The sequence below is a fragment of the Acinetobacter sp. YK3 genome, from assembly GCF_001729365.1.
Taxonomy (GTDB): Bacteria; Pseudomonadota; Gammaproteobacteria; order Pseudomonadales; family Moraxellaceae; genus Acinetobacter; species Acinetobacter vivianii.
This window is the reverse complement of the sequence record NZ_LZPJ01000113.1, coordinates 22,426-30,229: the sequence shown is the minus strand read 5'-3', so window position 1 is coordinate 30,229 and position 7,804 is coordinate 22,426. Positions and strand designations below refer to the sequence as shown.

At 41.0% G+C, this 7,804-nt stretch carries 4 protein-coding genes and 1 tRNA gene; all 5 read right to left on the bottom strand.

Annotated elements, in window-relative coordinates:
- Positions 1 to 74: 74 nt before the first annotated feature.
- Positions 75 to 150, bottom strand: a tRNA-Asn gene (locus tag A9Z07_RS13830).
- A gap of 142 nt (positions 151 to 292) precedes the next feature.
- Complete coding sequence (locus A9Z07_RS13825; RefSeq protein WP_069579416.1) at positions 293 to 1,519, bottom strand: multifunctional CCA addition/repair protein; 1,227 nt, start codon at positions 1,517 to 1,519, stop codon at positions 293 to 295.
- 96 nt (positions 1,520 to 1,615) lie between these two features.
- Positions 1,616 to 3,886, bottom strand: a complete 2,271-nt coding sequence (locus A9Z07_RS13820; protein ID WP_004771523.1) for an NADP-dependent malic enzyme — start codon at positions 3,884 to 3,886, stop codon at positions 1,616 to 1,618.
- Between the two features lie 191 nt (positions 3,887 to 4,077).
- Positions 4,078 to 6,951 (bottom strand): EAL domain-containing protein, encoded by a 2,874-nt coding sequence (locus tag A9Z07_RS13815; protein WP_069579415.1) that lies wholly within the window; start codon positions 6,949 to 6,951, stop codon positions 4,078 to 4,080.
- Between the two features lie 119 nt (positions 6,952 to 7,070).
- Positions 7,071 to 7,787 carry a 16S rRNA (uracil(1498)-N(3))-methyltransferase gene (locus A9Z07_RS13810; protein ID WP_069579413.1) on the bottom strand — a complete coding sequence of 239 codons (717 nt, stop codon included), beginning with the start codon at positions 7,785 to 7,787 and terminating at the stop codon, positions 7,071 to 7,073.
- Positions 7,788 to 7,804: the final 17 nt, after the last annotated feature.

Genomic DNA, 7,804 nt, shown 5'->3' with positions numbered 1-7,804 from the left:
CCTGGGCTCGAACCAGGGACCTGCGGATTAACAGTCCGTCGCTCTACCGACTGAGCTATGGGAGAATAGTAGATTGGCTCTCCAACCTGGGCTCGAACCAGGGACCTGCGGATTAACAGTCCGTCGCTCTACCGACTGAGCTATTGGAGAATCTGATGCGCATTTTAGGCATGAAAAGCAGATGCGTCAACAACAATAGTAAATAAAATTAATCGTTTGCTTGATTAATAATCTTTTCAGTGCGAAGTGTGCAAAAAATGCGAGAAAAAGATCTTATTTACTTAAAAATTAATCAGTTAATGTGTTGTTCCTTGAACTTTGCCAATGCATCTATTCGATATTGAATCAGCATTTCCCCAATTTCTGGGCCACTGACATGTTCAGGTAAATCCTGCGCACGTATATTTCTGACGATTTGCATGGCATCTAACATATATTGTGCTTGCGGATAAGGGCGCTGCTCCAAACCCAAACGACCTTTGGCATCACATTCACAGGCCTGTACAAAAGCTTCCACTTTTTCTGGTCGGCGTAGCACGTCCAAACGCTGTAACAAGCGCCATAAAGTACCCGGTTTCAGATTTTTTACCTGATGGCATTTTAAATGCTCTTTACATACGATCAGAGCCAGATTTTTAAGCGCAGTCGGTACTTTTAAGCGATCACAGATTTGAGTAACGGGCGGAATACCACGTTCTTCATGCATAATGTGTCGTGGTAATTCTTCTACAGGAGTAAGTGCTTTCCCTAGGTCGTGTACCAGCACTGCAAAGCGCACTTCAAGTGCATAATTTGCTAAGCAGGCCTGTTTAAGCGCCATCAACGTATGAATGCCACAGTCAATTTCAGGATGATACTCTGGGCGCTGCGGTACGCCGAATAATGCATTGATTTCTGGAAATAAGACTTCTAGGGCATCACAGTCTTTTAAGATCTGGAAATACACATCAGCATGGTCTTCCATTAAGGCACGAGAGGTTTCTTTCCAGACACGCTCGGGTGTTAATGCGCTTAATTCACCTGATTGGGCAATTTCCCGCATCAATTGCAAGGTTTCTTCTGCAACGGTAAAGCCGTAAGTTGCATAACGTGCTGCAAAACGGGCTACGCGGAGTACACGCAAGGGATCTTCGGTAAATGCATCTGAAACATGACGTAGTATTTTGTGCTGTAAGTCCTGCTGACCACCATAAGGGTCATACACTTGACCATGATCGTCCATTGCCATTGCATTAATGGTCAGGTCACGACGAATCAGATCATCTTCTAATTTTACGCTGGTATCGGTAAAAAACTGAAAGCCATGATAACCCACACCAGATTTGCGTTCAGTACGCGCTAGTGCGTATTCTTCTTTTGTTTTTGGATGTAGGAATACAGGAAAATCTTTACCGACAGGTTGATAACCTTCGGCCAATAATTGTTCGGGCGTTGCTCCAACCACCACATAATCTTTTTCGTGATAGGGATGGCCGAGTAAATGATCCCGAACTGCACCGCCTACTAAATAAACTTGCATGAAAAAACCTCTATTCTTCACACAATCATGCTACAGAATAGAGGTTTTCTCAAGCGCTAAGCAAAGCTTTTCTGGAAAAGCTTTGCTTAGGTGAACTTAGTTTTGGCTTTGTTGAATTTCAGCGACTGTTAATGCGGTCATATTTACCAAACGACGAGTCGTTGCTGTAGGTGTCAGAATATGAACAGGTTTTGCAGCACCAAGTAAAATAGGACCAATTGTCACGTTATTACCCGAAGTTGCTTTTAACAGGTTGAATGAAATGTTTGCCGAATCAAGGTTAGGCATAATCAACAGATTTGCAGAACCTTTGAAGCGTGAATTCGGGAATGCAAAATGACGAATATTTTCATCTAATGCTGCATCACCGTGCATCTCACCTTCGACTTCAAGTTCAGGTGCCTGTTCAGACAATAAACGATAAACTTCACGCATTTTTTGTGCGCTTGGATCTGTTTGGTCGCTACCGAAACTCGAGTGAGAAAGCAGGGCAACACGTGGTGTAATACCAAAACGACGAACTTCTTCTGCTGCTAAAATGGTCATTTCAGCAAGCTGAGCAGCAGTTGGGTTGGTGTTTACATAGGTATCGGCAATAAATAAATTGCGATCTTCAAGCATCAAGGCATTCAAGGTAAAGAATGTGCTACGACCTTCTTTCAAACCAATGATATTTTTCACGAAATCTAAGTGAATGTCATAGCTTGAATAAGTACCACATAACATACCATCTGCTTTACCAAACTTCACTAGCATCGCTGCGATGAGTGTAGAACGGCGGCGTGCTTCACGTTGAGCGTATTCAACTGTAACGCCTTTACGTTGCATGATCTGGTGATATTCTTTAGAGAACTCTTCGTACTGAGGATTTTTTTCCTGATCGACGATTTCAATGTTTACGCCATGTTGTAAACGTAAACCAAGCTTCTTGATATTCTCTTCAATCACTGCTGTACGACCAACAAGAATCGGTTTTGCCAAGCCTTCATCAACAGCAATTTGAACCGCACGTAATACGCGTAGATCTTCACCTTCAGCATAAGCAATGCGTTTAGGGTCAGTCTTCGCCTGTGCAAAGATCGGTTTCATCAAGAATGCCGAGTTATAAACGAACTCAGAAAGACGTTGACGATATGCAGAGAAGTCTTCGATTGGACGAGTTGCTACGCCAGAATCCATTGCTGCTTTCGCAACGGCTGGAGCAATTTCCAGAATCAAACGTTGATCAAGTGGGCGAGGGATCAGGTAGTCACGACCAAATGAAGCTGATTTTTCACCATAAGTTGCAGCATCTGCTTCAACATGTGCCATACGCGCAATCGCGTGAACACAGGCAATTTTCATATCTTCGTTAATTGTCGTTGCGCCAACATCAAGCGCACCACGGAAGATATAAGGGAAACAAAGTGCATTGTTCACTTGGTTTGGATAGTCAGAACGACCTGTTGCCATAATGACATCTGGGCGAACTTCATGTGCATGTTCAGGTAAAATTTCTGGATCAGGGTTTGCCAATGCAAAAATGATCGGGTTCTCAGCCATTTCCTTAACCATTTCTTTGGTTAAGATGCCTGCTGCTGAAAGACCCAAGAACATATCTGCGCCTGCCATGACTTCATGCAACTGGCTTGCCTGAATGTCTTGAACATAACGTTTTTTAGACTCGTCCAGACCTTCACGCGCAGTGGTCAAAAGACCGCGAGAGTCAGCAACAACAATGTTGTTTTTATTTACGCCTAAAGCGCAAAGTAAATCTAGACAAGAAAGTGCAGCAGCACCTGCGCCTGAGGCAACAATTTTAATTTCATCAATTTTCTTATTTACGATCTGTAAAGCATTGAGTAATGCTGAACCGACGATAATACTTGTACCATGTTGGTCATCATGGAATACAGGAATTTTCATGCGTTCGCGAAGTTTCTTTTCAATGTAGAAACATTCTGGCGCTTTGATATCTTCAAGGTTGATACCACCAAATGTTGGCTCTAGCGCAGCAACAATATCAACGATCTTGTCTGGATCATTTTCATCAATTTCGATATCGAATACATCAACACCAGCGAACTTTTTAAAGAGAACGCCTTTACCTTCCATGACTGGCTTAGAAGCAAGAGGACCAATATTTCCCAAACCAAGCACAGCTGTACCATTACTCACGACGGCGACCAGATTACCACGTGCTGTATATTTCGCAGCGGTAGAAGGGTCTCTTTCGATTTCTAAACATGGAGCTGCAACACCAGGGGAATAAGCAAGCGCTAGATCTCGTTGGTTAACGAGCTGCTTGTTCGGTGTCACACTGATTTTTCCAGGTGTAGGAAATTCATGGTAATACAAAGCGGCTTGTTTTAAAGATTGATCGTCCATCTGAGTCTCATTTGTTCCGATAATAATCAGACATATAGAAGTCTAATTACTATATTAAGATAAGTGCACAAGAATATAGCACTAGTTCATGCTTTCGCACAGTCAAAAAAGCTTATTTTCACTGAACGATACAGCTATTCACAATCGATACCCAGCAGCAAAGAAAGGGCCAAAAAGCTTAAAATTTACTTTTAAATGGAATATCTTGCAGTTGACAGATGTAGATGCTGTTGCAGGTATTCTGTTGCTTCTATTGCAGTCAGTGGCTTGGAGAACAGGTAACCCTGTAATATGTCGCAGTTTTGTGCTTTTAGATAGTCACGCTGCTGTTCGGTTTCTACACCTTCGGCAACGACTTTTAGGCCAATTGTTTTACCCATGGCGATCATGGCATTAACTATCGCATCCTGTTTTGGATTACCAATTTTTAAAATAAATGCACGATCAATTTTCAAAATGTCAATTGGATATTCGGTTAAGTAGGCAAGAGAAGAATAGCCTGTACCAAAGTCATCCAGTGCAATAGAGATCTGACGTTCTTTCAATGCATTGAGAATAGTTTTAACGTTCTCGGTATTTTCCAGAAAAGCGGATTCGGTAATTTCCAGTTCAAGGTTTTTGCCAGAAACATCATAAGTTGTCAGGACTTCGTCAATATCATGCAGTAATTGACCACGCAAAATCTGTTGGGCCACAATATTAACCGCAATATTGATATTGCTAAAACCAAGTTTTTGCCATGCCTGTAACTGCTTGGCTGCTTCATGTAAGACAAACTGCCCAATATCGGAAATCAAGCTGGTGCTTTCTGCTAAAGGAATAAAAATGCTTGGCATAATTAATCCTTTAGTTGGGTGTTTCCAGCGAATCAGCGCTTCAAAACCATTAATCTGATCATTGAATGTGCTGATCTTCGGTTGATAGTAAACCACCAGTTCATTGTTCTGAATGGCTTTTCTTAGATCAAGCTCGAGATCACTATATTGATCAACAAAATTCGCTCTTTCATTGGAATAATAATGGATGGTATTGCCGCCTAGGCGTTTTGCTTCATTTAGCGCCTGTTCTGCATGGGTATTTAAATTATCAACTTGACGACCATGTTCGGGATAGATCGCCACCCCAATAGAGATACTGACAAAATATTCTTGATCGGCAATATAAAAAGCTTTGCTGAAAGCTTCTACAATATTATTGCAGAGTTGATGAATAGGCGGATGTAAATGCGATATTTCATAAATAATTGCAAAATCATCTGCACTTAAATGCGCGACCAACAGGGCATCAATATTACTGATCCGTAGTCGTTGTGCGACTTGTTTAAGCAACTCATTTCCAGCTTTATTGCTGATAATTTCATTGAGTGCACGGAAACGATCGATATTCAGGCGAATGACAGCCAAGTGTTGAATGGCAGGTTCATTGACCAGATATTGATGCAGTTGTTGCTGATAATAAAAACGGTTAGGCAGATCAGTTAAGGTGTCGTAATTGATCAAATAAGATAAACGCTGTTCCTGATGTTTACGTTCAGTCTGATCCGAAACAATACCAATATAATTGATGACACGATCTTGTTCATCTTTCACGGCATTGATGTGAATCCATAGGAAACATGATTTTTCAGAGTTGTAAGTTTCCTGAAATTCACCTTCATATTCCTGTGCTTCACGTAGCGTATCCAGAATAGAAAGATGAAAATTATGATGATGCTGTTTATTCTGTTTGGTAATTTCAAATAGCTGTTTGCCTAAAATGGCTTGTTTATCTAACCCTGTGAGCTGCTCGTATTTAGGGTTGATCTCAACATAATTGAAGTTTTCATCCAATATAAAAATACCCTCAGAAGCCTGTTCAAACACATTCGCAGCCAATTTAAGGCGCTCCTGATCTTTCTTCTCCTGATTGATATCACGATGCACACCTACCATACGTAAGGCGGTACCATTTTTCGGGTCTCTTAAAATGACCTGACCGACAGCGTGAATCCAGGTCCAGTCACCATTTTCATTTTTAATACGGAAAGTTTCTTCGTAACGCGGTGATTGGCCCGATAAATGTTGATACAAGGTGTTTTTTACACGTTCAACATCATTTGGGTGGGTAACTTCACTCAGTAAGGTATAGAGATTTTGCGCATTATGTGCGACTTCATGAGGAAGTGGTAAAGCATCAGGAATCGTATTTTCCAGATTCCAATCCCAATGCTGAATTCCAGCGGTTTCATGCGCTAATGCCAGACTCTGACGATGTTCTTCTAGACTTTCATTCATCTGCGTGAGGTCAAAAGTACGTTCACGCACTTTTTGTTCTAACAAATGATTATTGAACTGGAGCTGGGCTTCGATATCTTTAGATTTATTCACTTCATGTTGAAGTTGTTGGCAGAGTTCTTCAGTCCAATTGCTATGCTGTTGCGCAGCATCAATCAATTGTTTATTTTTTTCCAGTACCAGCGCGAGATGTTTGTGAATTTTATAAGTGGCTTGAGCGCAAAGCACGGTCGCGAAAAATGACGAATAATAGGCCAGATAGAAGAGGGTATGGTCATGATGCCGATGTAAAAGCTGGGTTATAATTAAGGGCGCGATACTCGGGATAAAAAATAACAAGAAATAGCGAATATGCTGCGTTAAAAAGGTCAGTGCAATGATATGTGACGCAGTCAGTAATAACGCGGTGAGCGTTAAAACATGAGAGCCGATCAAATTCGGAACATCGGAGCCTAAATAATGATTGATAATGACGGTATTAACGCCGATTAATAAACCTGTAAAAAAACAAATGAGTTGAAAAATAATATTGGTTTTATGGTTATAACGAACCGCAGAGTAACGTTTTAATAAAAAATGACAAATACCGGAAAAACCAAGCAGGATGGCAAGCGTGATAGTCATCCATGTGGTAAAAATATTGGCTTCAAAGGTGTAAAAAACGCCAAACAGTGCATAATCTAACAGACAAATAGCAAAAACACTTATTACAAACAAGCGTACATGATTCGGATAACTAATTTGATCCGTATAGATAAACTGTGGCAAGCTTTTGTCCTGAACCCCTAACATATAAAGCATAATCCTTTTCATTTTTTATCTATGTGGACAGTCTTTGTTTTTTTGTAAACATAGTCGATTTGCGCTTTAAATTAGCGCTAAATAAAATGGAAAGCAATGCTCAGGCATGATTAGGGAGCAAAGTGGTAATTTAAAATGGATAAAGCCACAACTGGAGCGGTTTCTGTTCTTAAAACGCGGTCTCCGATACACCAGTTTTTAAAATTATTTTGATTGGCAATGTTAATCTCTGCTTCACTTAAACCACCTTCCGGGCCAATCAGTAAAGCCAGATCAGGTGAACAGTTTAACAGAACGTTGTTCTGATCTTTATTCGGAGCAAGCACAAAACGTGATTCAGGTAAGTCAGACTCAACCCAATCAGTTAGAGAAATAGGGGCAAGAATTTCTGGCACACGATTCATCCCACATTGTTCGCATGCTGCAATTGCCACAGATTGCCAGTGATCCAGTTTCTTTTGGTCGCGATCATATTTTAAACGCATTTCGCAACGTTCACTGGTTAAAAGCTGAATCGTGGTAACACCGAGTTCAGTCGCTTTCTGAATCGCATAATCCATACGATCACCTTTACTCATGACTTGACCTAAAGTCACCTTAAAAGGGGCAGTGCGGTCTGCTGCATCAAACTGATCGACCGAAACAAACGCATTTTTTTTGTTGATCTGCGTCAGGGTTACCAAATATTCACCACCTTTTCCATTGAAAAAGATGGCCTGTTCTTGTTCTTTTGCGCGAAGCACACGTACCCAGTGATGAAATACCGATTCTGTTAATTCAACGGTATTGCCAGTATTTAATTCGGTTTCGATATAAAAACGATTCATGCTTGGGTAGGGCTCGT

Coding starts and splice junctions, on each gene's coding strand:
- A9Z07_RS13810 (WP_069579413.1), bottom strand. CDS start 7,787: ATGAATCGTTTTTATATCGAAACCGAATTAAATACTGGCAATACCGTT.
- A9Z07_RS13825 (WP_069579416.1), bottom strand. CDS start 1,519: ATGCAAGTTTATTTAGTAGGCGGTGCAGTTCGGGATCATTTACTCGGC.
- A9Z07_RS13820 (WP_004771523.1), bottom strand. CDS start 3,886: ATGGACGATCAATCTTTAAAACAAGCCGCTTTGTATTACCATGAATTT.
- A9Z07_RS13815 (WP_069579415.1), bottom strand. CDS start 6,951: ATGTTAGGGGTTCAGGACAAAAGCTTGCCACAGTTTATCTATACGGAT.